This window comes from Desulfoluna sp. HI9BLuna, assembly GCF_056829775.1.
In genome coordinates this window covers 2697916-2724162 of sequence record NZ_CP186555.1, presented here as the reverse complement: position 1 = coordinate 2724162, position 26247 = coordinate 2697916, and the positions used below count along the sequence as shown (strand labels likewise).

Annotated in this window: 19 protein-coding genes; 12 read left to right on the top strand and 7 right to left on the bottom strand. The window is 61.3% G+C overall.

Going from position 1 to position 26247, the window contains the following annotated elements:
* The 3 genes from ACOYW0_RS11085 to ACOYW0_RS11075 form a co-directional block, all read right to left on the bottom strand.
* Positions 1-417: a secondary thiamine-phosphate synthase enzyme YjbQ gene (locus tag ACOYW0_RS11085; protein ID WP_482418501.1), complete on the bottom strand. Its 417-nt coding sequence runs from the start codon at positions 415-417 to the stop codon at positions 1-3.
* 406 nt (positions 418-823) lie between these two features.
* On the bottom strand, positions 824-1663 hold the full coding sequence (locus tag ACOYW0_RS11080) for an amidohydrolase family protein (protein ID WP_482418500.1): 840 nt from the start codon (positions 1661-1663) through the stop codon (positions 824-826).
* A 482-nt stretch (positions 1664-2145) separates the two neighbouring features.
* Positions 2146-3864: a class I adenylate-forming enzyme family protein gene (locus ACOYW0_RS11075; protein ID WP_482418499.1), complete on the bottom strand. Its 1719-nt coding sequence runs from the start codon at positions 3862-3864 to the stop codon at positions 2146-2148.
* Positions 3865-4121: 257 nt separating this feature from the next.
* Here ACOYW0_RS11075 and ACOYW0_RS11070 point away from each other — a divergent pair, with 257 nt between their 5' ends.
* Positions 4122-5597, top strand: a complete 1476-nt coding sequence (locus ACOYW0_RS11070) for an HD-GYP domain-containing protein (protein WP_482418498.1) — start codon at positions 4122-4124, stop codon at positions 5595-5597.
* Positions 5598-5873: 276 nt separating this feature from the next.
* Here ACOYW0_RS11070 and rsgA read toward each other — a convergent pair whose 3' ends face one another.
* A complete protein-coding gene (gene rsgA / locus ACOYW0_RS11065) occupies positions 5874-6941 on the bottom strand; it encodes a ribosome small subunit-dependent GTPase A (RefSeq protein ID WP_482418497.1) in 1068 nt (355 codons plus the stop codon).
* A 337-nt stretch (positions 6942-7278) separates the two neighbouring features.
* On the opposite strand from rsgA, the gene ACOYW0_RS11060 reads away from it, so the two are divergent.
* Positions 7279-8385, top strand: coding sequence for an NAD(P)/FAD-dependent oxidoreductase (locus ACOYW0_RS11060; RefSeq protein ID WP_482418496.1), 1107 nt, complete (start codon positions 7279-7281; stop codon positions 8383-8385).
* A 419-nt stretch (positions 8386-8804) separates the two neighbouring features.
* Positions 8805-9632 carry an MBL fold metallo-hydrolase gene (locus tag ACOYW0_RS11055; RefSeq protein WP_482418495.1) on the top strand — a complete coding sequence of 276 codons (828 nt, stop codon included), beginning with the start codon at positions 8805-8807 and terminating at the stop codon, positions 9630-9632.
* A gap of 275 nt (positions 9633-9907) precedes the next feature.
* Here ACOYW0_RS11055 and ACOYW0_RS11050 read toward each other — a convergent pair whose 3' ends face one another.
* From ACOYW0_RS11050 to glnD, 3 genes are all read right to left on the bottom strand, one after another.
* Positions 9908-12085, bottom strand: a complete 2178-nt coding sequence (locus ACOYW0_RS11050; RefSeq protein WP_482418494.1) for a glutamine synthetase III family protein — start codon at positions 12083-12085, stop codon at positions 9908-9910.
* A gap of 467 nt (positions 12086-12552) precedes the next feature.
* Positions 12553-12891 carry a P-II family nitrogen regulator gene (locus tag ACOYW0_RS11045; RefSeq protein WP_180138026.1) on the bottom strand — a complete coding sequence of 113 codons (339 nt, stop codon included), beginning with the start codon at positions 12889-12891 and terminating at the stop codon, positions 12553-12555.
* A 33-nt stretch (positions 12892-12924) separates the two neighbouring features.
* A complete protein-coding gene (glnD, locus tag ACOYW0_RS11040; RefSeq protein ID WP_482418493.1) occupies positions 12925-15528 on the bottom strand; it encodes a [protein-PII] uridylyltransferase in 2604 nt (867 codons plus the stop codon).
* 608 nt (positions 15529-16136) lie between these two features.
* On the opposite strand from glnD, the gene ACOYW0_RS11035 reads away from it, so the two are divergent.
* The 9 genes from ACOYW0_RS11035 (at position 16137) to fabD (ending at position 26198) form a co-directional block, all read left to right on the top strand.
* Positions 16137-18206 (top strand): methyl-accepting chemotaxis protein, encoded by a 2070-nt coding sequence (locus ACOYW0_RS11035; protein ID WP_482418492.1) that lies wholly within the window; start codon positions 16137-16139, stop codon positions 18204-18206.
* A 228-nt stretch (positions 18207-18434) separates the two neighbouring features.
* Positions 18435-19118 (top strand): ABC transporter ATP-binding protein, encoded by a 684-nt coding sequence (locus ACOYW0_RS11030; RefSeq protein ID WP_482418491.1) that lies wholly within the window; start codon positions 18435-18437, stop codon positions 19116-19118.
* Positions 19115-20383: a hypothetical protein gene (locus tag ACOYW0_RS11025; protein ID WP_482418490.1), complete on the top strand. Its 1269-nt coding sequence runs from the start codon at positions 19115-19117 to the stop codon at positions 20381-20383. Before ACOYW0_RS11030 ends, ACOYW0_RS11025 begins: the two co-directional genes overlap by 4 nt.
* A 208-nt stretch (positions 20384-20591) precedes the next feature.
* Positions 20592-21092, top strand: a complete 501-nt coding sequence (locus tag ACOYW0_RS11020) for a tRNA (cytidine(34)-2'-O)-methyltransferase (RefSeq protein WP_482418489.1) — start codon at positions 20592-20594, stop codon at positions 21090-21092.
* Between the two features lie 434 nt (positions 21093-21526).
* Complete coding sequence (locus tag ACOYW0_RS11015) at positions 21527-22291, top strand: MBL fold metallo-hydrolase (RefSeq protein ID WP_482418488.1); 765 nt, start codon at positions 21527-21529, stop codon at positions 22289-22291.
* Positions 22292-22346: 55 nt separating this feature from the next.
* Entirely contained in the window at positions 22347-23009 is a 663-nt protein-coding gene (locus tag ACOYW0_RS11010) for a precorrin-2 dehydrogenase/sirohydrochlorin ferrochelatase family protein (RefSeq protein WP_482418487.1), read from the top strand.
* A gap of 45 nt (positions 23010-23054) precedes the next feature.
* Complete coding sequence (gene ccsA / locus ACOYW0_RS11005; protein WP_482418486.1) at positions 23055-23870, top strand: cytochrome c biogenesis protein CcsA; 816 nt, start codon at positions 23055-23057, stop codon at positions 23868-23870.
* A 40-nt stretch (positions 23871-23910) separates the two neighbouring features.
* Positions 23911-25179 carry a glutamyl-tRNA reductase gene (gene hemA, locus ACOYW0_RS11000; RefSeq protein WP_482418485.1) on the top strand — a complete coding sequence of 423 codons (1269 nt, stop codon included), beginning with the start codon at positions 23911-23913 and terminating at the stop codon, positions 25177-25179.
* A 62-nt stretch (positions 25180-25241) separates the two neighbouring features.
* Entirely contained in the window at positions 25242-26198 is a 957-nt protein-coding gene (gene fabD, locus ACOYW0_RS10995; RefSeq protein WP_482418484.1) for an ACP S-malonyltransferase, read from the top strand.
* Positions 26199-26247 lie beyond the last annotated feature (49 nt).

Here is a 26247-nt window from a genome sequence, read left to right as displayed (position 1 = left end):
CTAATCTCCGATGATCTTCACAAGGACCCGCTTGGGGCGCCTGCCGTCAAATTCGCCGTAAAAAATCTGCTCCCAGGTGCCGAAATCCAGGGCGCCCTCGGTGACGGCCACCACCACCTCCCGGCCCATGACCTGCCGCTTCATGTGGGCGTCGGCGTTGTCCTCCCCCACATTGTGGCGGTACCCGCTCACCGGCTCGTGGGGCGCCAGCTTTTCCAGCCATACCTCGTAGTCGTGGTGGAGCCCTTTTTCATCGTCGTTGATAAACACCGAGGCCGTGATGTGCATGGCGTTGACCAGCACCAGGCCTTCCTTTATTCCACTCTCGGCCAGGCAGGACTCCACGTCCGGGGTGATGTTGATAAAGGCCCGCCGGGCAGGCACCTCAAACCAAAGCTCTTTTCGATAACTCTTCATGGATGGTCTCGTTTGTGTTCAGGGTAAACTCAAGGAAAATCAAAAATGCCTCCGGCGGCCCTGCCGGGGGCCAAACTTTTAAAAAGTTAGACAAATAGGTCTTGTGAACGCCTGGGACCAGCGAAAACATATCGGATAGTCAACCGGAACGTTTTTGCGGAGCTTTTTTTTAAAGCGATCCGTAGGTGGCAGTGGGGTTCAATCTTCAAGGGACAAGTTGCAACAACGTATCCTGTTATGTCGAAGATTGTGAATCAGCCCGCATAAACCATCCGCGTTCGCGTCGGGCGAAGCCCGAGCCAAAGGCCCTTGCGCTTTGGCCCGAGGAACGAGGGACAAAACGCAAGGGCAATATGCTTTCGAGGTGGCTCACCTCGCCGCCGGAGGCACGTTTTTTGCCGGTGTTTTATATTCCCAGCAGGTCCGCAGCGTTTTTTCCTAAGATTTTTTGCCTCAGGGCCTCATCTGCCACGTGGCCTTCGACCTCTTTGATGTATCGGGAGGGCCGGATGAGGGGGTAGTCGCTTCCGAAGAGGATGCGGTCTTCGCCTGCAAGGCGGGCCGCGGCCTCGTAGATCTCGGCATCGTAGAGATAAGGGGAGGCGGCGGTGTCGAACCAGAGGTTGGAAAGGGTCTTTTTGGCCTCTTTCTTGAGCAGGTTGAAAAAGAAGATGCCCCCGCCCCAGTGGCAGAGGACGATGCGGTTGTCCGGGTACCGGGCAGCCAGGTTGTAGATCTGCCCCAAGGTGATGGGGGTCTTGCCCGGGTAGGCGTGGCCCACGGGCTCGTTGGTGTGGATCACCACGGGCACATTTGCCTCCCGGCAGAGCCCCATGACGGGCTCCATGAGGTCAAGGGCCTCGGCATCGATGCCGGAGTGGTAAAAGGCAAGCTCCCCCACCCCTTTGAGCCCTGCATCCAGGCAGCGGGCGGTCTCGGCGGCCGCACCCTTGGCGCCCAGGTCAAAACAGGCCATGCCGATGAGCCGGTCCGGATCGTTTCGTACCGCCTCGATGACCGCGTCGTTGTTGTCTCGGAACCTTTTTTCGCTGCGCCAGGGAAACCCGAAGATCACCGATTTGTCCACCCCGTCTTCGTCCATGACGGCGATGAGGGCCTCGGCGTCCACCATGGCGGACTTGGGGGATTCGTAGAGCAGGGCGAATTCGGGCTCGTCGGCCAGGTGGGCGGCGCGGTTTTGTATCACCTCGTCCTGAAACACATGGGTGTGGAAATCAATGACCATGAAAATCTCCTCCCGTGGAATGCGTTTGGTAAAAAAGAAGCACAATTTCCACGTGTTGTAACACCGCTGACGGAAAATGAAAACGTCAAAGCCGGTGCAGGGCCTTTGTGTGACCCTGGAAGGTACGCCGGGGGCAACCCGTTTTTGCGATGTTTTGCCTCACGTGGTTTGGAGGTATCGCCTTGAATGAAGCAGAGCGGCATAAAGGATACATTTACAGGGTGAAACGCTCTCAATGGTGGAGGCAGAGCCTCCGTGCATCATTCCCAGGCGGAGCCTGGGAACGAAAGCTATCCTGATACAAGTTGTTGCCCCTTGCCCTCGGTATTCACCACGGGCGAAGCCCGTCAGGGAATGCGATGAGCCTGAGGAACGAAGGCGAAAGAGCATTCACGAACCTGGGGTCCAGGGGTGGCGAAGCCACTTAGGCTAAAAATCCCCTGGCCGCCGGAGGCTTGTTATTTGTTTTTGCCCTGTTCTTCCTACCTGTCCCAGCCCCCCTGCTGCCTGAGCTCTTCCACAATCTCTTGGGCTTGGTGGGTGAGGGTCAGCAGGTCCACCTTGTTGACTTTGTTGACGGGGAACTGCTCGCCCACGGGCCAGAAGTGGACGTGGCAGGGGCGCTTGTAGGAGGCGATCTGTTTGCAGTGGGCGGCCAGCTCCTCTTCGGTGACGCACCCCTCTTCCGTGGGCTGGACAAAGGCAAAGACCCCGTCGGTGAAGAGGTCGTGGGGGGCGCCCACCACCTGGGCCTGGCTCACCTTGGGGTGGCGGGTGAGGTGGTCGGCCACCTCGTCCGGGAAGACCAGGTAGCCCTTGGGCTTGATGACGAACTTGCGGCGCCCGGCAAAGACGATGGCTTCGTAGCCGCCCATGGGTTTTAAAGAGCCCATGTCCCCTGTGTAGAGTATGCCGTCGGTGGTGCGGCAGGCCTGGGTGGCCTCCTCGTTGTTGACGTAGCCCAAAAAGACAATGCCCCCCTCCACGCAGATTTCGCCCACCTCGCCCTTGGCCACCTCCTCGCCTGCGGTGCCGTCCGGGTTCATGGGCTTGCGGATGGTCACCGGGGCCAGGTCCGGGAAGAACTGGCCCACCTGGCCGGACATCTCGGAAACGGAGATCCCCTTGGGGGTGGCGGAGAAGAAACCGCCGGACTCGGTCATGCCGTAGGCCGTGCCAAAGAGGGGGGACATCTCGGCCAGCTGCTCTAAAAAGGCCGTGTCCACGGCGCTGCCGCCGTAGAGGGCAAAGCGCAGGCTGCTGCGGTCGTAGGATTCGTAGTCGGGCAGGGCCCAGAGCATGCGGAAGTGGGTGGGGACTCCGCCGATGAAGGTGCTCCGGTAGGTTGCCATGGCTTCCATGGCCTTGTCCGGGGCGAAAAAGCCCATGGAGCACACGGAGCCCCCCGCGAACCAGGCGCTCATGGGGCCCTGGGAGGTGCCTGCCACGTGGCTGGTGGGCATGACGTTTAAAAGGCGGAAGTTGGTGCCGTAGAGGCTGGCGCCCCGGCCGGCCACCATGTTGTTGATGAGGATGTTTTCGTGGCAGAGCAGGGCAGGCTTGGGGTCCCCGGTGGTGCCGGTGGTGAAGATGATGAGGGCCGGGTCGCGTGTGGTGAGGGCGTTTTCCACGCTGCGCACGGCGTCTTTGAGGGCGGCGTCCTGCCTGAGGGCGTCAAGGGCCTCTTCCCCGAAGAGGCTGTCGAACCCAAGGGATCCTCCGGCCATGTCCTCGGGCAGGCCAAAGGGCATCCACTGGACGATGTGGGAAACTGAGGGACACGCGTTCCTGACGGCTTCGACCACCTCGGTGAAGTCTTTCATGGGGGTGGTGCCCGGACAGAAAAACGCTTTGGCCTGCACCTTGCCGATGTCCCGCACCACCTCGTGGGGCTGGAGGCGGATGTCCACAGGAGAGATGATGACCCCGGCCTTGAGGCAGCCGTAGACCAGGAGGAAGAACTCCGGCACGGCCAGGAACTGGGTGACAAGGATGTCGCCTTTTTCAAGCCCCATCTTTGTCAGGGCCATGGCGTAGAGGTCGCTTGCCTCGTCAAACTCCCGGTAAGAGAAGCATTGCCCGGTTTCCGCCGATATCAGGGCGTCGTTTGTGGGGGTCTGCTTTGCCCATTTTCGCACATAATCCGAGATGAGGGGGAGCTGCCAGCTGTCGTAATCTTTGATCTCCGTATCTGTCGTCATTTTCTCTCTCCTTTGCCTTTGTTCGCATGCCAAACAACCATCAAGGTCATAAACCTCTGACATGGGTGGTGTAAAGCTTTTTGGGGCAAGGAGAGCCCGGAGCGGAAAAGCCTGCGGCCAGGGGCGTGGGGCCTAAGGGCGGGAATAGAACTGTGGCAGGGCTGCAACGCGTTGACATAAAAACGTATTCCATGCCACGATTGGGGTGCGCCACTCCCTTTAACACGCAAGGGCTTTCCTTTTTTATGGAGGTGTTCATGCGATACCGGGTTGTCAGCGAAGAGCTGGAGCACGACGGTCGGGCCTCGATCCACTTTGCCCTGCTCGTCTGCGTCATGGGGGTGTACGGAGGGCAGGTGTGCCCGGTGGTGGAGAGTTTTCCCCTCTGGCTCTGGGGACTTCACCTGCTGGTGCTGCTTTGTGTGTGCCGGGGGCTTCGCATGGCATCGAGTCGGTGGGTCTTTACGCGGGTGGGGCTCCAGCGGCAGGTGGGGGTGCAGCTGGTGGTGGACCTTTCCCTCTTTGCCCTGGCCGGGTACGGCATCGGGGTCCACAACATGGTGCGCTACGGCGCGGACATGGAGAGTACCCTCAGGCTGGGCACCGGGTTTCTGATCATGGGTTTTTTCATCGGCGCGGACCTGGCCCTGACCCAGGATCGCCTCCTGGCCCTGCGGCGCGGGGGCAACCCCCTGGCCGTTGCCGTGCCGCTGTTGACGGTCCCCCAGAAGTTTACCCTGGTGACGGTGATCTCCCTGTTTTCCGTGATGGTGATCCTCTACTTCGTCATCTCCTTTGACCTGAACTGGCTCATGACCGTGGGCATCGACAATCTGGCCATGGCGCGGCGGGCGGTCCTGGCCGAGATCGGCTTTATCATCCTCATCCTGGCCGCCTACACGGCCAACCTCATCGTCACCTACGCCAAGAACCTTCGCCTTTTTGTCTCCGAAGAGACCCGGACCCTCACGGACGTGGCCCAGGGAAACCTGGACACCCGGGTTCCCGTGGCCTTTAACGACGAGTTCGGTATCATCGCAGGGTACACCAACCGCATGATCGAGGGCCTTAAAGAGCAGAACGCCGCCATGGAGCTGCTCCGGGATGTGATCATCAACAGCATGGCCACCCTGGCCGAAACCCGGGACAACGAAACTGGCGCCCACCTTCGCCGCACCCAGCACTACGTCCGCCTGCTGGCCGAAGAGATGGCGGAGTCACACGATCTGGATGGTCGTCTCATCGATCTTTTTTACAAGACGGCTCCGCTGCACGACATCGGCAAGGTGGGGGTGCCCGACGCCATACTTCTGAAACCCGGGCCCCTGACCGAGGCGGAGTTTGAGATCATGAAAAAGCACACCACCTACGGGGAGGAGGCCATTGCCCGTGCCGCCGAGCAGATGGGGGAAGACGCCGCGTTCCTGATCCATGCAGGGGAGATCGCCTCGGCCCACCACGAAAAGTGGGACGGCAGCGGCTACCCCAGGGGGCTGTCCGGCACGGCCATCCCCTTGTCCGCCCGTCTCATGGCCCTGGCCGATGTTTACGACGCCCTGCGCTCGGAGCGTGTCTACAAAAAAGCCCTCTCCCACGAAGAGGCCAAAATGTTTCTCATGGATCAGGGGGGCTTCCACTTTGACCCCGACGTGGTGGCGGCGTTTCTAAGGTGTGAGGCGGCTTTTATCCGGGTTGCCGAGCGGTTCCGGGATGAGGTAGAGACAGCGTCTTGATGATGGGTAACGTGAGTGGAAAAAGCAGGCCTCCGGCGGCCCTGCCGGGGGCCAAACTTTTGAAAAGTTTGACAAACAGGTTTTGTTGTTTGAGGATTCGTTCCTGCAGGGCATAGCCCATCTTCTTTTTTAATTTACCAAGGCGCTTATCTTCAGCACCTGTGGGGCTGAAGGTAAGCGCCTTGATTACCGGAACGTTTTTGCGGAGCTTTTTTCAAAAAACGACCCGCCGGAGGCAACCGGATTTTGATATGCGCTGGCCCCGGAGCCGAGCCCCTAGGTTCTTTTTTTCGCGTCTTTGAGGTATTTGGCCACGTCCCGCCATTTTTCTTTTTCGATGCGGTCGGCGGTTTTGGCGTCCCGGTCGGAGAGGAAGGTGAGCTCCAGGCGCATTTTAAGGAAGTTGGAGAGGCGGTCCGGGGCCAGGGTGCCCTCTTCCACGGCCCGAATGACGTTGCAGCCGGGTTCGTGCTGGTGGGAACAGTCGTTGAAACGGCATCCTGCGGCGAGGTCTTCGATGTCGGGGAAGGTGTCTTTGACGCCGCCCTCTTCGTCGGAGAGGGAAATTTCCCGGATGCCGGGGTTGTCGATGATCATGCCCCCGGAGGAGAGAAAGATCATGTCCCGGGTGGTGGTGGTGTGCATGCCCTTGCCGTCGAAGTCGCTCACCTCGCCCACGATGCGGATCTCATCACCGGCGATGGCGTTGACCAGGCTGGACTTTCCGGCACCGGAGGAGCCCATGAGGCAGACGGTCTTTCCTTCGCTGATGTACGGGGCCAGCTCGTCCACGCCATCACCGTCCGTGGAGGAGATAAGGTGCACGGGCACGCCCACGGCAATCTCTTCCACCTCGGCCTTGAAGGGGGCGGGGTCCTCGTGGAGATCGGCCTTGTTCAGGATCACCACCGGGGCCATGTTGCTGTTGTAGATGAGGGTGAGGTAGCGCTCGATGCGCCGCAGGTTGTAGTCCCGGTCCAGGCCGGTGACGATGAAGACCGTGTCGATGTTGGAGGCGATGACCTGCTTGGCCTTGGGGGCGGCGTCCAGCTTGCCCCTCCGTCCGGCGGCTCCCCTGACCAGTTGGTTTTTCCGGGCAAAGACCCGGGTGACCACCCCGTCCTTTTCAATGACAAAATCACCGGGCACGGGAAAGAGGGTGTTCTTGCCGTGGCCCCGGACTATGCGTCCCCGGGCCTTGACCACCACCTCTTCCTCTCCGTCATGGATGCGGACGTGGTTTTTCTGCAGGCCCGTGACCCGCGCAAGGCGGCCGTTGACCTTTTTCAGGGCCTTTTTCTGGTCTTCAAAAAACTCATCCCATCCCATGGTGGAAAGGTGCATCCGTTCTTGTCTCCTTGGCTTGCGGGGGCTTTTTGCCTCCGGCGGGTCGCTTTTTGAAAAAAGCTCCCCAAAAACGTTTCGGTTGAATGTTCGATACGTTTAAAACGCGACAGCGTGCCGCTAACGTTCGGTCTTCGGCAGGGCCGCCGGAGGCGGTTCTCTGTGTCCTTTGGTTCTTGCTTACCCAAAGCCCATCATACACCATGAAGGTTTTTTTTGCGCCTGCACCTTAAAACTCCGCGGCCCCATTTCCTTGCCCTGATCGCTCTGAGTGATATAACCGAACGCAAGCGGGTGTCAACGTTTTCCAACCCAGGATCAAGGAAATGAAATCACCATGGATTTTGACGTGACCGTTGTGGGGGCCGGGGTGGTGGGGCTGGCCGTGGCCGAGGCCCTTTCGAAAGACGTTGGCCGGGTCCTTGTCATCGACAAAGAAGAGGGCTTCGGCCGGGGCGTGAGCAGCCGCAACAGCGAGGTGATCCACGCGGGGATCTACTACCCCCAAGGGTCCCTCAAGGCCCGGCTCTGCGTGTCGGGCAGGGAGCTGCTCTATGGGTTCTGTAAGCGGCATCGGGTGCCCCACCGCCGTTGCGGCAAGTTGATTGTGGCCACCTGCAACGAGGAGATTGCCGAGCTGGACCGCCTTGAGGCCAACGCCCGCGCCTGCGGGGTGATGGATTTAGAGCGGCTCACCGGGGATCAGGTCCGGGCCATGGAACCTGCCGTCCGGGCCGAAGAGGCCCTGTATTCACCTTCTACGGGTATTGTCAGCGCCCACGGCCTCATGTGTAAATTCTTCGCCCGGGCCAGAAAGGCAGGCACCCTCTTCTCCTTTGAAACCGAAGCCGTGGCCGTGGAAACCGAAGCCTTTGGCAGCCGCCTGACGGTGCGCTACCGGGACGGCCGACAAGAAGCCGTCACCACCCGGCTTTTCATCAACGCCGCCGGGCTTTTTTCAGACCGCGTGGCAGGCCTTACAGGGGTCCCTGCAGAAACAGCGGCCCTTCACTGGTGGAAAGGGGAATATGCCGCCCTGGACCTGCCCCGCGGGCATCTTTCCACCCTGGTCTACCCGGTGCCCGAACCGGCCAACCAGGGCCTGGGCACCCACGCCACCTTGGGCCTCGACGGCACCGTCCGCTTAGGCCCCAACGCCCTGTACCTTGCCGACAAAGCCGAGGACTACCGGGTCGACCCCAGCCAACTGGCCGATTTTCACCGGGCCGCAAGCCGCTACCTCAAAGGGATTACCCCTGCCATGCTTCGTTCGGACATGGCAGGCATCCGCCCCAAGCGCCAGAAACCAGGCGACCCGGTGGCAGACTTTCTCATCCACAGCGACCCCCTCAAAGGCCAGGTCCACCTCATCGGCATCGAGTCCCCGGGCCTCACCGCCTCCCTTGCCATTGCCAGGGAGGTGTGCGCCCTGATCGTGGGGTAGGCAGGGGAAGGGGGAAAGCGCCTCCGGCGGGCAGGGGCTACAGCCCCTGCACCCCAGGGTCGCGAATGCTCCGGGGCTCGTACCTCGCCCCGTCGCTTTCGCTGACGGGCTGCGCCCGTGGGGCGCACGTTGTTTGTTGTGGATGTGTCGGTTGTTTTTCTGTCTCTGTCAAGGGAGAGAAGTGGAAAAGAAAAGCATGCCTCCGGCGGCCAAGGAATTTATAGCCTAGGTGGTTTCGCCACCCCAGGACCCCAGGTTGCGAATGCGTTTTCCCCTTGCTTCTCGGGGAAAATCACGTCCGCCTTTAAAACGGCATTCATGCAAATATTTTTTTAAGACCTGTTTGTTCAACTTTTTAAGAGTTTAGCCCCCGGCAGGGCCGCCGGAGGCATCCTCAAACGCCACCCAAGGAGCATCTGATGAAACTGACCGTTCTCGTGGACAACACCACGATCATTGACCGCTATTTTCTGGCCGAGCCCGCCTTTTCCGTTCTGATCGAAGCCGATGGGCAGAGGGTGCTCTTTGACTGCGGGTACAGCGACATTTTATTGAGGAACGCGGAGAAGATGGGGGAGGACCTGCTGCACCTGGACCATCTGGTGTTCTCCCACGGGCACGCGGACCATACCTGGGGGGTGGAGCCGTTGATGCGGGCCTTTTCCGTGGCTGCCATGGAGGGGCGGCCCCACCACCGGCCACAGGTGACGGCCCATCCGGATGTGTTTGTAACCCGCACCTTTCCGGGCATGGGGGAGATCGGGTCCCTGGTTTCGGCGGCAAAGCTCGGGGAGCACTTTCCCATGGGCCTGACCCGGGAGCCGGTGCAGCTGACGGAGCGCCTCTGGTTTCTGGGGGAGATTCCCCGGGAGAACGACTTTGAAGGAAAAAGTCCCCTGGGGGTCATGAATGGGGCGCCGGACATGCTTTTGGACGACACGGCCCTGGCCTGGAAGGGGGACGATGGGCTGGTGGTGATAACGGGCTGCTCCCATGCCGGTATTTGCAACATTGTGGAGCAGGCCCGGCGGGTGTGCGGAGAGGAGCGGGTGACCGACATCGTGGGAGGGCTTCACCTGCTTTCCCCGAGTCCCCGCCAGCTGGAGGGGGCCCTTGCGTATATCAAAGCGCTCAACCTGTCGGCCCTTCACGCCTGCCACTGCACGGATTTTCCCTCTCGCAAAGCCTTGGCCGAGGTGGCACCCCAGCAGGAGGTGGGTGTGGGCCTGGTGTTGAGGTATGACTGATCCCCGGGCATTCCTGGGCAATGGGGGCGGTACAGAGCAGCCGGTATGGAAAGGGACGGGACGTTTTCGGCACGATACCGGGGGAGCGAAACGACAAAGGGGAGGCCTTTTAAGGCCTCCCCTTTGTCGTTTTGGCACAGGATCATGCCGGCGTGCGGGTCGCCCCCGGGGGATTCCGGGGGGCGGGCCCTTTGCGTTCGATCCATCCGCATAAAAAGAACGCGCACGTTGCCTGGGAGGGGCCGGTCTGCTGGGAAAGCCACCGGCACCCGATATTATTTGACGAAGAGCATCTCCTGGTAGGTGGGCAGGGGCCAGAACTCGTCGGCCACCATCTCTTCGATGGCGTCGGCCACGGCCCGGAGCTCACACATGGCGGGGATGATCTTATCGCAGCAGTGTTTGGACTCGGCCAGGGTGTCGGCGTGCTCTTCGGCGATGAGGGCCTTGAGGTTTGCCGAGGCAGCCCGGAGCTCTGCAGAGAGGGTGGTGATCCGCGTCAGGGACTCATCGTCGCAGGGCAGGCCCAGCTCCCGGAGCTTGAGACAGCTGTCTGCCAGCATGGCCTGGTGGGCCACGGCCGCGGGGTAGATCTGGGTGTCGGCCATTTTGATGGAGGTCTTGGCTTCCACGGCGATCTTGAGGTTGTACTGCTCAAGGTAGATCTCCGTGCGGCTTGCCAGCTCTGCCTTGGACAGGACGTTGAAGCGGCTGAACAGCTCCACGATGTCGTCGTCCATAAGGGTGGGCAGGGCGTCCGGGGTGGTCTTCAGGTTGGGAAGGCCACGCTTTGCCGCTTCTTCCTGCCAGGCGTCGGTGTAGCCGTCGCCGTTGAAGATCACCTCGCCGTGAGCGTCGACGATCTCTTTGATCACCTCTTTGACGGCGTCGTTGAGCTTGGCGCCGTCGCCGCCGGTGCGTCGCTCCAGCTCGGTGGCAATGTAGTCGATGGAGTCTGCAAAGATGGTGTTCATGGCCACAAGGGGCCCGGACACGGACTGGGCAGAGCCCACGGCACGGAACTCAAAGCGGTTGCCGGTGAAGGCAAAGGGGCTGGTCCTGTTGCGATCCCCTGCGTCCTTGGGAAGGTTGGGCAGGGAGTCCACGCCGATGTTGAGGGTACCGCCGCCCTTGGAGGAGGTGGTATCTCCGTTTTTGATCTGCTTGAAGACGTCGGTGAGCTGATCCCCCAGGAAGATGGAGATGATGGCCGGGGGCGCTTCGTTGGCACCCAGGCGGTGGTCGTTGCCCGCTGTGGCCGCCACCGCCCGCAGGAGCTTGGCGTATTTGTGGACACCTCGGATCACCGCGGCGCAGAACACGAGGAACTGGGCGTTCTCGTGGGGGGTGTCCCCGGGATCGAGGAGGTTGCCCTGGGAGGCGTTGCCAAAGGAGTAGTTGACGTGCTTGCCCGAGCCGTTGATGCCGGAAAAGGGCTTTTCGTGCAGCAGGCAGGTGAGGCCGTATTTCCGGGCGACCTTTCGCAGGGTAACCATGACCAGCTGCTGGTGGTCTGTTGCCAGGTTGGCGGTTTCAAAGACCGGGGCCACCTCGAACTGGGAGGGGGCCACTTCGTTGTGCCGTGTCTTGACGGGGATGCCGAGTTTGCAGAGCTCCCGCTCCACCTCGCACATGTAGGCCAGGACGCGGTCCGGGATGGCGCCGAAGTAGTGGTCGTCAAACTCCTGGCCCTTGGGAGCCGGGGCACCGAAGAGGGTGCGGCCGGCGGTGAGGAGGTCGGGGCGGGCCGTGACGAAGTTGCGGTCGATGAGGAAGTACTCCTGCTCGGCGCCGCAGGTGGAGTTGACGATTTTGTTGGAGTCGTCCCCGAAGAGCCTCAGGATACGCTGGGCCTGGGTGTTGAGAGCCTGCATGGAGCGCAGGATCGGAGTCTTCTTGTCCAGGGCCTCACCGGTCCAGGATACAAAGGCCGTGGGGATACACAGGGTGGCCCCGTTGGGGTTTTCCATGATGTAGGCGGGGCTGGTGACGTCCCAGGCGGTGTAGCCCCTGGCTTCAAAGGTTTCACGCAGGCCGCCGTTGGGAAAACTGGATGCATCGGGCTCGCCCTGGATGAGGGTGGACCCGGAGAATTCGGCGATGGCGTTGCCCGCCAGGTCGGGCATGAGGAAGCTGTCGTGCTTCTCGGCGGTGAGGCCGGTGAGGGGAAAGAAGACGTGGGCGTAGTGGGTGGCGCCGTTGTCAAGGGCCCAGTCCTTCATGGCCGAGGCCACCACGTCTGCCACCGAGGGGTCCAGGCGGGTTCCCTCTTCCATGGTCTTGCTGATCTTCTTGAAGATGTCCTTGGGCAGGCGCTTCTTCATGATGGAAATACTGAAGACATTGTCTCCGAAGAGATCAATGGACGATGAGTTTTTAAAGTCAATGGTTGTCTCGAACGAGTAGTTGTTGATGGCCCTGATGGCTTCCCTTCTCACCGTGTTGCCGTTCATAATGCTCTCTCCGTCTTGTGGATTGATGAAGCACCGTTGCCCTGGGGGGCGTTTGCGCGGTTTCGTTATGGTTGTCCCGAAACAGTTCCGCAACGGGTTACGGGGGGATGGTATTGCAACAGGTGTGCCAAGATGTGGGTTGGTGGGGTAGGGTCCTGTTATCCAAGAATATTTCATTTAAACCGTCAGGGCAAGGATGAATTCTCGAAATGACATTTTTGTGAAAAGTTTGCGGGTAAGTCTTACAAATTTGTGAATTGTTCCCGGTTCGTTCTCGGGGTATTTGTCGGATTTTCGCGGTTTTTCAGGGGAGAGGGGGGCTGGACGGGCCTGTTCCGGGGGGCTGGGCAGGGTGCCTGGGTGTGCCGGGGGCCAGTTAACAAAAATGTAAGGGGGGAAATCCACAGGGGGGACCCGCGGCCCCCCCTGTTTGCCCGTCATGGGGGCGATGCCTTGCCGTTTCGTGGTTAGAGGGCGTCGTAACCCTCTTCACCGGTGCGGACCCGGATGGCGCGCTCCACGGGGATGATGAAGATCTTTCCGTCGCCGATTTTGCCGGTGTTGGCCACGTTGCGGATGGTCTCCACAATCTGGTCCACCCGGGACGCCTCGGCGATGATCTCAATCTTGAGCTTGGGCACAAAGTCCACATCGTATTCTGCGCCGCGGTAGATCTCTTTGTGGCCCTTCTGGCGGCCGTAGCCCTTGACTTCCGAGACGGTCATTCCCTGAATGCCGATCTCCCCAAGGGCCTCTTTGATTTCGTCGAGTTTAAACGGTTTGATAATCGTTTCGATTTTGCGCATACCCCACTCCTTTTCGTTCTGATCGCGTGTTTTTTATAATCTCATTCGTAAAATGGCTTCGAGGATGGCTTCCTTGACCCGGGCGATGGTATCGGCCCCGGTGACCTTCTGGCCGTCCACGGTTCTGACGTAGAAGATGTCCACCACCTGGTCCACGTGGGTGGTGATCTTGGCGTAGTAGATGTTGAGGTCCAGGTGAAAAATGGCATCGGTGACGGCAAAGAGCAGGCCCGGAAAGTCGTCGGAGTAGACCTCGATGATGGAGAAAAAGCTCGACCCGAGGTTGTCCAGCTCCACCCGGTCGGGTTTGTCGGAGATGGTGACCTTTTTTCGGATGGCCGGGTTGAACTCCTTTTCCATGAGGGCCCAGTGGATGTCCAGGCGACCGTCTAAGGCCTCTTTGATGTTTTTTTCCACCCGCTCCCAGCGCTCCTCTTCCCGGGTGAGGTCAAAAAAGGGCTTGACCGTGAAGATGTCCAGGGCCGTGGAGTACCCCCAGGTGTAAACCTGGGCGTAGAGGATGTCGAGGTCGTTCAGGGTAAAGACCCCGGCAAGCTTGGAGAAGAGGCCGGGCCGGTCCGTGCCGCAGACCTCGGCACGCCGGGTGGCGCTCCCCTCCTTTTTCTTGATGCTTAAGGTCACCCCCTCCTTGCCCATCTTGCAGTAGAGGCGCAGGTGCTCCACGATCTCCTCCACCGAGGCGTAGAGGAGGTAGCGGGGGGGCATGGTGTGCAGGTATTTTTCGATTTTTTCCGTGTTCACCAGCTTCAGGACGGCCTGCTTCTTTTTTTCGATGCAGCGTTCGCTCTTGGCGGTGGCCAGCTCGCCCTTTTCGATGATGTCCAGCACCTTGAAGAAGAGGTCGCGGAGCAGGTTCTCGGTCCAGGCGTTCCAGGCTTTGGGGCCGGTGGAGATGGAGTCTGCCACGGTGAGTAGGTAGAGCATCTTGAGTCGGTTGGGGTCTCGGATGGTCCGGGCACAGGAGACCACGGTCTCTTCGTCGTCAATGTCCCGCCGCCGGGCCACGTTGACAAGGTAGAGGTGGTGCTGGATGAGAAAGACGATGTCGTCTACTTTTTTCTTGCCCATGCCCCAGGAGAGCAGGAGTTTTTTGGCCAGGCGGGCCCCGGAGATGCCGTGGTCTTCTTCCCCTGGCACCCCTTTGCCGATGTCGTGGAGGAGGGCTGCCCAGAGGAGCCGCCCCTTGCCCTGGACCTCGCCGAAGATCTTGCCGTAGAGGGTGCAGAGCTCGGATTTGGGGTTTGAAAACTCGTTGATGGTCTGGACGGTGTAGAGGCTGTGCCGGTCCACCGGGTAGATGTGGTAGCGGTTGTACTGGATCCGGTTGACGATGCCCTCGAAGCTGGGGAGCAGGGTCTGGAGGAACCCGGAGATCAGCATCTTTTCAAGGACGTTGAATTTTTCCGTGGCCGTGGAGAGGATCCGTTCCATGGCCTTCATCACCGTGACATCCCGCCTGAAGCCCCGGACCAGGTGGCTGAACTCGCCGATGGTGCGCAGGGCGTCGGCGCCCAGGGCGTACTGGAGCCGGGCGCTCTCCTCAAAGAGGTCCATGATGAGGGAGGGGCGGTTTACCACCTCGGCCGGGTCGGCGAAGTTCACGAGGCCGCCGTCGGAGACGATGCCGGGCTTGCGGGAGCGCTTGAGGAGGCTCCGTCCCAGGAACCCCTTGGTGGAGCGGGTGCACTGGGTGAGCATGAGGGTGAGGTGGTGCTTGATGAACTCCATGTGGCCGTGGAGTTCCCCCATGAAGCGCTCCACGGGCTTCTGCCCGTGGGTGTGGCCCCGAAACCGCATGGCTTCGGCCAGCTCCACCTGGTGTTCGAAGTGGATCTGGTCGAGTTTGCGCCCGCTCATGAGGTGAAGGTGGTTTCGTACCTTCCAGATAAAGGCCAGGGCCTCTTCAAGCCGCTTGAACTCCTTGTGGGAGAGAAACCCGGCGTACTCCATGTCCCGGGGCTCTCCGGCCGCCACCAGCACCCGGGAGAGCCAGTACATGCTGTGGTAGTCCCTGAGGCCCCCTTTGCCGTTTTTGATGTTGGGCTCCATCAGGTAGGAGGCGTCCCCGAAGGTCTCGTGGCGGCTCCGGCACATGTCGTTGATCTGGGTGACGATGCGCTTGGGGTTGCCCTCCACGAAGCGGCTGCGGAACTGCTGGATAAAGGCGCTGTAGATGGGGGACATCCCGCAGAGGAAGCGGGCGTCCAAGATGGAGGTCAGCACATGGAGGTCGTTTGCCGCCATCTCCAGGGACTCGGAGATGGAGCGCGTGGCATAACCCACCTCCATCTTCAGGTCCCACAAGGGGTAGATGACTTCCTGGATGAGGCCGCCTGCTTCGTCGGGGACCTCTTTGTCAAAGAGGAAAAGGATGTCCACGTCGGAGTGAAGGCAGTGCTCCCTCCGGCCGTATCCCCCTAAGGCCACAATGGCAAAGGGGTGGCCTCCCATGGCCAGGGCCTGGCCGGTTTCACTCTCACCAAAGCTCTGGGAGAAGTAGTTGTCCACGGCCACGGTGCTGTCCATGAGCAGGGCGCTGCCCCGCCCCTTGCGAACGAGGGCTTTTAGTTTTTCGCGTGATTTTTTCAGCTCGACGGCTGCCGATTGTTCCATCATCCTGCTCCGATATCACCGGTGGCCGCCTGCCCTGGACCATCCTGCAGGCAAGAGGGAAAAAAGGGGCGCCTTGCTGAGGCGGGAACGGTTCCCGCGCCAGGGGGCGGTTTCCTTGCGGCGGCCCGGTGATCCATCTGTCTGAATTGCTCTTCACTGTACGTGGCTATCATATTTCCATTTTCGGAATTTTTCAAACACCAAAATGATGTGACAATTTTGTAGTTTTTGTGTCCCGGCCCAGGCACAGGTGGGACCCCTGGGGCTCACCGGTCTCAGGAGACCGGTGAGGGCCACGGGCGGCCCCCTTTTTTTACGGCCCCGGAGGTAGACAAAAAAGAAGTCAACAATTTGTCAATCATCCCTCAACCATCCCGCAGGTTTTGCCGAAACCCTTTAATAGATTGGTTTTAGAAAAGTTCAGCCACCTGTTGCCTGAGCAATCCCATGACAACCGTGCGGCCTGAACAGGAGACCCGATGACGCCATGCGTCTTCCCTCTCGGCTCCGGTGAGCTTCCCCTCCCGGCCCGGGGAGCACGGCATTCGGGTTTTGATGTGGTTTCACCCCAATGCGGTCCTTTCAGGGGGCCGCCATGTAAGGATGGATGTATGTTCAGCAAGCTCAATCTCAAGGCCAGGCTTCTGCTCTTTGTCTGCCTGGTTACTGTGGTTTCGTTTTCGGTTACCGTTTGCGTGATCTCCTTTAAGGCCTTTCACTCCTCCCGGGAGGCCACCCTTGCCACCACCCGTGAGATGGCCTACCGCCACGGCGGTGAGGTGGGGGCGCAGATTCAGATCGCAGCCGACGCAGCCCGGTTCATGGCCGAGGCCATGGCCGGCATGGCAAGCGGCGACACCCCGCCGGAGCGGGCCCGCCTCAATACCCTTTTAAAGGGGGTGTTCGACAAGAATCCGGATTTCTGGGCCGTCTACACAGGCTGGGAGAAGGACGCCCTGGACGGCCGGGACGCGTCCTTTGTGGACACCCCGGGCAGCAACGGGGAGGGGCGCTACCAGGCCTTGTGGCTCCGCGGGGTCTCGGGCAACACCCTCTCCACCCTGAAGACCTATGCCCAGGGTGATCCCAAGGGCAAGTGGTACTGGATCCCCATGACCTCGGGCAATGTCTACGTGTCGGAGCCCAACGTGTACAATGTGGGGGGAAAGGACCGGATGCTGGTGAGCATCGTGGCACCCATCCGAATCAACGGCACCTCCGTAGGGGTCTGTGGGGTGGATTACGCCATGGACCGGTTTGCCGACATGGTGGGTAAGGTCGCGCCCCTGGGCGCCGGATATGGGGCCCTGTTCTCCAATGAGGGCAAGGTGGCGGCCTATCCCGAGGCCGATGCCGTGGGCAAGAACATCCGGGAGCTCGGCATGTCCGAGGAGGTTGCCGGGGCCGTTGCCGCAGGGCAGGAGACCCGGTTCGTCTCGTCGACCAATGCCCTGAACAAGGAGGCCTTCACCGTCTTGACCCCCATCGCCGTACCCGGGTGCGCCACCTCCTGGAGTCTTGCCGTGACGGTTCCCATGGACAAGGTGCTGGCCGGGGCACGCCATATCCGAAACATCAGCATCCTCATCGGTGTGGTCTCGGTGCTGGCCATGGTGTGGGTGGTGCATCTTGTCACGGGCGCCATGATCCTTCGGCCCATTCGCCAGGTGTCCGAAGGGTTGAAGGACATCGCCCAGGGGGAGGCGGACCTCACCAAGCGTCTCTCCATTGCACGGCACGATGAGATCGGGCAGCTGGCCGGGTGGTTCAACACCTTCATGGGGAACCTCCACGGGGTCATCTCCGATGCGGCCCGGAGCGCCCGGGAGGTGGGGGAAGCCTCGGTGACTTTGTCGGGAATCTCCGGGACCCTGGCCGGGGCCACCCAGGAGACCGAAGAACGGGTGACGGACGTGGCCGATGCCACCCGCACCCTGAGCGACAACATCGATGCCGTGTCCGCGGCCATGGAGCAGGCATCGGCCAATGTGAACACCGTGGCCACGGCCACCGAGGAGATGACCTCCACCATTGCCGAGGTGGCCCGCCAGGCCGAAAGCGCCCGGGGGGTCTCGGAGACGGCGGTGCGGCAGTCCACGGGGGCTTCCGATAAGATGGGCCGCCTGGATGCGGCCGCCGCGGATATCGGAAAGGTGACCGAGGCCATCTCTGAGATCTCCGAGCAAACCAACCTGCTCGCCCTGAATGCCACCATCGAAGCGGCCCGGGCAGGGGAGGCGGGCAAGGGCTTTGCCGTGGTTGCCGGTGAGATCAAGGCCCTCTCCAACCAGACGGCCGAGGCCACCCGGGAGATCCGGGAGCGCATCGCAGGGATCCAGAAGGTGGCCACCGAGTCGGTGGGTGAGATCAAGGGGGTGTCCGGCACCATCCGGCAGGTGGATGGGATCATCGCGGCCATTGCCACGGCCGTGGAGGAGCAGTCCGCGGCCACGGGGGAGATCGCCCAGAACATCACCCAGGCGGCAGGGGGCATCGGCCATGTGAAGGACAACCTGGGCGAGTCCGCCGGTCTGGCCTCCCGCATCTCCGGAGAGATCGCCGATGTCAACCAGGCCGCAGGCGATATCAACCGCAGCAGCGCAGAGGTCCAGGCCAGTGCCGGGGACCTGGCCGGGCTCTCCGAGGGGCTTGGCGGCCTTGTGGTGCGGTTTAAGCTGTGATACCACAATAATAACGGTGCCCTGAGGTGGCCCGGGGATCCCCCCGGCCACCCCGGGGCCGTCCGGTCAATACCCGCTTGAGCCAATGCAGGAACGGAATCTTAAAGACTCCTGCGTGTCACACCTTTCAACGACTTGCCCCCCGGCAGCATCGCCGGAGTCGATTTTCAGCCGCAGCATCAGTGTGTTTTCATCCTTGCGCATTTCCTTAAAATTTTAAGGAGGACCATGACCATGGTGGAGGTGACGGAGGTTCGGAAAGTGTACAGGCAGGGGGATGTGGAGGTGCCGGCCCTGTCCGGTGTCTCTTTGTCCATCGATCCGGGGGCGTTTCTGGCCCTGGCAGGGCCTTCGGGCTCGGGGAAGACAACCCTTTTGAACCTCATCGGGGGGCTGGACGTGCCCGACGGCGGGCAGATTACGGTGGATGGTCTGGATTTAGGGACCCTTTCGGCAACGGCCCTCACCGAGCTTCGCCTTCACCGCATCGGGTTTGTGTTCCAGGCCTACAACCTGATCCCCGTGCTTACGGCGGTGGAGAACACCGAGTATGTGATGCTGCTTCAGGGGGTGCCCAAAAAGGAGCGTCGGGAGCGCTCCATGGCCATCCTGGATGAAGTGGGGCTCTCCGGGCTCTACCACAGGAAACCCTCGGAACTCTCCGGGGGGCAGCAGCAGCGGGTGGCCGTTGCAAGGGCCGTGGTCTCCGGCCCGGCCATCGTTTTGGCGGACGAGCCCACGGCAAACCTGGACTCGGCAACGGGAGAGGGGCTCCTTGCCATGATGCGGGAGATGAACGAGGCACGGGGTGTGACCTTTGTCTTTTCCACCCATGACGCCATGGTGATGGGGGCGGCCCGGAAGGTGGTCCGCATGAAGGACGGCCGCCTGGACGGGGACCGGGAGCTGTGAGAGTCTGGTGGGGGGCCGTTGCGGCAGCGCTGGTCCTGGTAAGCGCCACCGGGGCGTCGGCCTTATCCGTGGAGGTGGGGGGCCAGGTGAAGGCTGCTGCCCGGGGAATCGCCTACGACGATGACGACGTGCGCGGCACCCTGGACCCTGTGGGCGAGTCTCCCTACGACGATTTGGAGAGCAGCGCCGGGTTCCGGGTGGCTTCCCGGACGGAGATCGTCCCCACCCTCACCCTGGATGTGGACTACGAGCTTTTCTACGAAGGGGGCGATGCCACCAAGCGCCGATCAGACCTTGCCGGGGCAGGCCTTTCCGTGCCGGGTGACGCCCGGGGCGATGAGGACCGCTACCGTCTCTTTGACCTCACCTCCGTGATCTCCGACTCCTCCCACCACCGCACCGTCCATCGCCTGGACCGCCTCAGCCTCAACAAGGAGCTGGGAAACCTCGACCTGCGCATCGGCCGCCAGGCCGTCACCTGGGGGGGCGGGCTTCTCTTCAACCCCATGGACCTTATCAATCCCTTCTCCCCCACCGACACCCTCCGGGACTACAAGGCAGGGGATGACCTGGCCTCCCTTCGGTACACCACTGCCCGGGGCATGGAGCTCCAGGTCATCGGCCGCCCGGGCCGCGATGCCGCCACAGGCGACGTCTCCTCCGACGGGTCGAGTTACGCCACCAAGCTGCACGGCACCTTCGGCAGCCTGGAGGGGGACATCCTCCTGGGCAACCAGCGGGGACACAGCCTTTCCGGGGTGGGCTTTTCCGGGTATGCCGGGGAGGCGGCCTGGCGGTCGGATCTTGTCGTCTCCGACGAGGACGGAGGGACCCTGTCGGCCGTGGTCAACATGGACCTCTCCTGGGTGGCCTGGGAGAGGAACTGGTACGGTCTTGTGGAGTTCTACCACAACGGCTACGGCACCTCGAACTACGCGGCCGCCCTCACCGACCCCGACACCTTAGAGCGCCTGGACCGCGGGGAGGTCTTCACCCTGGGGAAAAACTATCTTGCCGCCAGGGTCCAGCTGGAGGCCCACCCCCTGGTCAACCTTACCCTCACCGCCATCACCAACACAGGGGACCCTTCGGGGATTCTCCAGCCCTCGGTGATCTGGGATGCCCGCCAGGACCTTCGTCTGGACATGGTGGCCCAGCTGCCCTGGGGCGGCTCCGAAACCGAGTACGGGGGGTTTTCCCTTCCCGGCGGGGGCTGGCTTGCCCCGGCCGAAGAGCTTATCGTCCGGGGAACCTGGTTTTTCTGACGCCGGGCAATGGGTTGGAACGTTTGACAAACAGGATTCAAAAGCGATATCCGTGGTGCCGATGCCGCAACGGGGCTGTGTGCCAGGAATGAATAAAGCCGGGTAACGCTCACTCAAGGCCTGTGTGTCTAATTTTTTAAATGTTTGGCCCCGGCAGGGCCGCCGGAGGCAGCGGACGCGTTGCCTTAATATTAGGGAAGGATGTGTTGTGATAGATCGACAGGAAGGGGAGCCGGAGCGCCATGTGGTGCTGGTGGCCCCTGAAGTCCATTGGAATACGGGAAATGTGGGGCGGACCTGCCTCGGGGCCGGCGTGCGCCTGCATCTGATCAAGCCCCTGGGGTTTTCTCTGGACAGCGCCCAGGTGAAGCGGGCCGGGCTGGATTACTGGGAGCATGTGGATTTGTCTGTGTGGGACAGCCTGGACGCCTTTACTGAGGCCATGGCACCCGAAGACGGGGAGGTGGCCCTTTTTGCCAAGCTCGGGTCCCGCCCCTTCTGGGAGATGCCCAGGCCAAAGCGCCTGTTTCTTTTTTTTGGCTCCGAGACAAAGGGGTTGCCGGACTCGGTGCTGGATCGGTACCCGGACTCCCGGTACCACATCCCCATCAACCGGCAGATAAGGTGCCTCAATCTCTCCACCAGCGTGGGCATCGCCCTTTACGAGAGCCTTCGCGTGGAAGGTCTCTCCCATGGCTGGGCCACCTGACGCGCTTCTCGCCCCCAAAAAAAATGGGCGACCCATTGCGGGTCGCCCTTGGCGTGAAACGGAAGGGAAATATGTGGCGGGTAAACAGGTGATCATGATTATAGGGTGGGGGCGAATGTGAGTCCATAAGGGCAGCCCTTCATTTTACCGGGAGGATCTCCCTGTCCCCCCGTTTTTCTGGGGCCGACCCTCAAGGCCCTGCGTATCTATTCAGCTTTAAAAACAGCCTCCGGCGGCAAGGTGTGCCACCTTGAAAGCAGGGTGCGGATGCGTTTTGCCCCTCGTTCCTCGGATCACATCACATCCGCCTTGAAACGACATCCATAAACATGTTTTTTTAAGACCTGTTTGTTAAACTTTTTAAACGTTTGGCCCCCGGCAGGGCCGTCGAAGACACTCACCATCCACCACAAAAGAAGGGAGGCCCCTCACCCATGGCACGAATCACCCTCCTCGGAACGGGGACCTGCGTCCCCTCCCTAACCCGAAGTGCCTGTGCGGCCCTTGTGCAGACCGGGACCGAGACCCTGCTCATCGACTCCGGCCCCGGGACCATGCGCCGCCTGCTGGAGGCTGGGGTCTCCATCGACGAGCTCACCGGTATCTTTTACACCCACATGCACCCGGATCACACGGCTGAGTTGGTGCCCCTGCTGTTTGCCACCAAGTATCCGGCCTGCACCCGCACCCGTCCCCTTCCCATTTACGGAGGCAAAGGATTCGGCTCCTTTTTCGAACAGCTTAAAGGGGTGTACGGGGAGTGGATGGACCCGGGGCCGGGCCTGGTTCGCCTCACCGAGCTCTCCGTGGAGCAGGAGGACCTGTTTCATCAGGGAGACCTGGCCGTGAGAACGGCCCCGGTGGCCCATCGCCCGGAGAGCCTCGCCTGCCGGGTGGTGCTCTCCGGGGGGCGCTCCGTGGTCTTTTCCGGGGACACCGGCCCGTCCGAAAACCTGGTTTCCCTTGCCTGGGGAGCCGATATTTTTGTGTGTGAGTGCTCCACCCCGGACGCTGAGGCCGTGCCCAACCACCTGACCCCCTCCCTTGCCGGGGAGGCGGCAAAAGCCGCGCAAGTCGGGATGCTTGTGCTGACCCATTTTTACCCGGCCTGCGACAAAGTTGATGTTGAAAAAGAGTGCCGCAAAACATATGATGGGCAGCTGGTCCTCGGAGAGGACCTGAAACCCTTTGATCTTTAAAGGTGATCTGCGCCGGTTTGGCGGCGCGCGTCACAGACTGAAAGAGAGCAGACCCATGCGATACTATCCCGTAAGCCTTGATATTATGGGGAAGGCGTGCCTGGTGGTGGGCGGTGGTGCCGTGGGCACCCGCAAAGTCGAGACCCTGGTGCGTTGCGGAGCCCATGTGACCGTGGTGAGCAAGGCCTTTACCGATGAGCTGAAAACCATGGCGCAAGATGCTCCCGTCACCCTGGAGGAGCGGGCTTACGTCCCTTCCGATATGGACGGGAAGTTTCTGGTGATTGTGGCCACCGACGATCAGGAGTTCAACACCCGGGTGAGCCGGGACGCCGAAGCGTCCTGCACGCTCTGCAACGTGGCCGACTATCCCAGTGCCTGCAACTTTATCCTCCCCTCCATCGTGCAGCGGGGGGACATGACCCTGTCCATCTCCACCTCCGGAAAGAGCCCCGCCTTTGCCAAGTGGATGCGTCGGCGCCTGGAGACAGAGTTCGGTGACGAGTACGGGGAGTTTCTTGAGCTCATGGGGCTGGTGCGTAAAAAGCTGTTGGCCGAAGCCCACGAGCCCGAGGCTCACAAGCCCCTTTTTGAGGCGCTCATTGCCGGCGGGCTCCTTGGGATGGTGAAGGCCGGAGACAAAAAAGGGGCAGACGCCTTCCTCACCGAGGTGCTGGGAGAGGGCTACACCTGCGAGACGCTTGGTTTTTCTCTGTAATCACGACACCGTATGGTATCGGCTTCAACCATGGGAGGCGGGATCATGGACATACTGACAGCGGCGCTCTATCTGGCCAGTGCGGTGGCCTACCTGCTCTACCTCTTTTTTCAGAAGGAGAGGGTCCAGGAGGCAGGGTATCTTCTCTTTGGGGCGGGGTTTGCCGTTCACACCCTGGGGCTTGTCATTGCCTCGGTGCAGACCGGGTACCTGCCCGTGCACAACCTGCGTGAGACCCTGGGGCTGGCCGCCTGGGCCGTGGCCCTGGTGTTTCTTTTCTTAAGGGCCCGGTATCGCATCAAGGTGATGGGGGTCTATGCCGCCCCCCTGGCCCTTCTGGCCTACACAGCGGCCTTGCGGGTCCCGGACCTGCCGCCGACACAGCCCGAGGCGGTGTACGCCAACTTCTGGTTTTTTGCCCATGTCATCACCATCTTCGTGGGGGAAGCCGCCCTGGCCATGGCCTGCGGCGCGGGTATTCTCTATATCCTCCAGGAGAACGCCATCAAGGAGAAGAAACGGGGTTTCTTTTACCGTCGCCTTCCCTCCCTGGAGCAACTTGACGGCATCGGGTATGCCAGCATCATCGCCGGTTTTACCGCCCTGACCCTGGGGCTGGTCACCGGCCTGCTCTACTCCAAGATCATCTGGCACCGGTTCATCAGCTGGGACCCGAAAGAGGTCTGGTCCGGAATCTCCTGGGTGATCTACGCCGTGCTCCTCCACGAACGGCTCGTGGGAGGGATGCGGGGACGCAAGGCCGCCTGGCTCGCCATTGCGGGGTTTGCGGTGCTGCTTTTTACCCTTTTCGGGGTCAATTTTTTCATGGAAGGTCACCACGGGGAGTTTACCCGGTTTTAGGTGAGTTCATCCGGTTTTAACGGACGAGAGACACGGCGTTATGCGAGAAATTGTACTGACAGGTTTGAATCACAAGACGGCCCCGGTTGCCCTCAGGGAGCGCCTTGCCATGAGTCGGCAGGAGTGTCTGGAGGCCATCGACGCCCTGAGGGAGCATCCCCATGTGGACGAGGTGCTGCTCTTTTCCACCTGCAACCGGGTGGAGGTGCTCATGGCGGCCAAGGACGGCAACGCCGCCCTGGACGCTGCCAAAGGCTACATTGCCACCCTCAAGGGGCTGCCCGTGGAGGAGTTCGACTCCTGCCTCTACGAGTACCACCGGGAAGAGGCCGTGCGGCACATGTTCAATGTGGCGGCAAGCCTTGACTCCATGGTGGTGGGCGAGCCCCAGATCCTGGGGCAGGTCAAGGATGCCTATCACCTCACCGCTTCCAAGAAGGCCACGGGTCCCCTTCTCAATCGGCTGATGCACCGCACCTTCCATGTGGCCAAGCGGGTGCGCAGCGAAACGGGCATTGGCGACAGCGCTGTTTCCATCAGCTACGCGGCCATTGAGCTGGCCCGGAAGATCTTCGGAACCCTGGAAGGGCGCAAGATCCTTCTGGTGGGGGCCGGTGAGATGGCAGAGCTGGCCGTGGAACACCTGATCCAGCATCAGGCCGGGGACATCTTTGTGGCCAACCGGACCCTCAACCGCGGGGTGGAACTGGCCCGGCGTTTCAACGGAAGCGCCATTGCTTTAGAAGAGATCCCCGAGACCCTCACCGAGGTGGACATCATCATCAGCTCCACGGGGTCCCCCACCTGCGTCATTACCCGGGAGATGGTCAAACCGGTGATCAAGCGCCGAAAGGGGCGCTCCATTTTTTTCATCGATATTGCCGTACCCCGGGACATCGACCCGGCCATCAACCGGCTCTCCAACGCCTATGTGTACGACATCGACGACCTGAAAGAGGTCATCGACGGCAACATCGAAACCCGACGGGCCGAGGCCATCAAGGCCGAACGCATTGTGGAGGAGGGCGTGGTGGCCTTCTCCCGCTGGGTGGAGGGGCTCCGCACGGTGCCCACCATCAAGGCGGTGCGTGAGAAGGTGGCCTCCATTGCCGAAGGGGAGGTGGAAAAGACCCTGTCGGGCATGGCGGGGCTCTCCGAGGAGGAGAAGGCCGCCATTCGCCGCATGGGACAGGCCATCGTCACCAAGGTGGTGCACGATCCCATTAGGTTTATCAAGGACGGCTGCCACAACCGGGACGAATCCCGGGCCCTGAGCTATGCCCGCAGCTTATTTAACATTCACGATTAGGCCGGTAACGGCGTGCAGAAGGGGCCCGTGCGGTCTTTCTGCGGTATAGGGGAGGTCCAGACGTGACACAGACCGCTTTTCTTTTTCCCGGACAGGGGTCCCAGGCCATCGGCATGGGAGAGGATATTTACCAGGAGTTCGGGGTGGTGCGCGAGGTCTTTGAGATGGCCGACGAGATCACCAAGTCCCACCTGACCCGTCTCTGCTTCAAAGGCCCCATGGACGAGCTCACCCAGACCGTCAACCTGCAGCCGGCGGTGACCGCTGTGAACCTTGGCTTTCTGGCCGCCCTGGCCTCGGTGGGGGGCGACCGGTTTGAGGTGGCCTGCGGCCACAGCCTGGGCGAGTACGCCGCCCTTTGCGCTGCAGGGGTTGTCTCCCCGGAGGACACCCTCACTCTGGTCAAGAACCGTGGTGAACTCATGGACCAGGAGGCCCGCAAGCACAAAGGGGCCATGGCCGCGGTGCTGAACCTCGACTATGCCACGGTGGACGCACTGGCCGCGAGCCTCCGTGAGGAGGGGGCACCCCCCACCAAGGGGGTCTGGGCCGCCAACCACAACGGCGAAATGCAGATCGTGGTGAGCGGCGATCCCGACTCCGTGAAGCGGTTCGGTGCCGCCGCTCGCGAAAAAAAGGGGCGCGCCGTTCCCCTCAAGGTGAGCGGAGCCTGGCACAGTCCCCTGATCCAGGGGGCGGAGGAGCCGTTTCGCCGTGTTCTGGAATCGGTCTCTTTTAAGGGGCCTGCCAAGGGGCTTTTGTTCAATGTGACGGCTGAACCCGAAGAGGATCCCGTGGCCATGAAAGAGAATATGGCCCGCCAGCTGGTGAACCCCGTGCGGTGGTACGACACCATGACGCGGCTCCTCGAAGACGGGGTGACCCGGTTTGTGGAAGTGGGCCCCGGCAAGGTCCTGTCGGGCATTGCACGAAAAATCGTCCCGTCAGACGGCTCCTGCGAGGTGGTGAATATCTCCACCATGGCAGAGCTGGATGCCTGGATGAATAGTCTGGTATAATCCCTTCTTGCGCAATTAATCCAATGCGTTGTTGCGTTTTTTTGTGCCC